General features: G+C 66.0%; 1 pseudogene. It reads left to right on the top strand.

Annotation, left to right across the window (positions count from 1 at the left end):
- A pseudogene (locus HBA93_RS23385) lies at positions 1–238 on the top strand (acetyl-CoA C-acyltransferase); the annotation flags it as partial.

The following is a 238-nucleotide window of genomic DNA, read 5'->3' as shown; positions in this document are numbered from 1 at the left end:
GAAGCGTTTGCCGCCCAGGTGTTGGCCAATGTCGCGGCCATCGCCGATCCGGATTGGGTACGCGAAAAGGCCGGCGTCGAGGCCGCCATGGGCGAGTTCGATTGGAATCGAGTCAACCCCAATGGCGGTTCGGTAGCCATCGGACATCCCTTCGGGGCGACCGGCGCGCGCGATCTTAGCCAAGCGGTGAAGGAGCTGTGGGCCCTGCCGGTGGGGTCGCGCGGGATCGTCAGCATCT

It is taken from the genome of Ochrobactrum sp. SFR4 (genome assembly GCF_019730395.1).
Lineage (GTDB): Bacteria > Pseudomonadota > Alphaproteobacteria > Rhizobiales > Rhizobiaceae > Pseudochrobactrum.
This window is presented reverse-complemented; position numbering and strand designations above follow the sequence as displayed.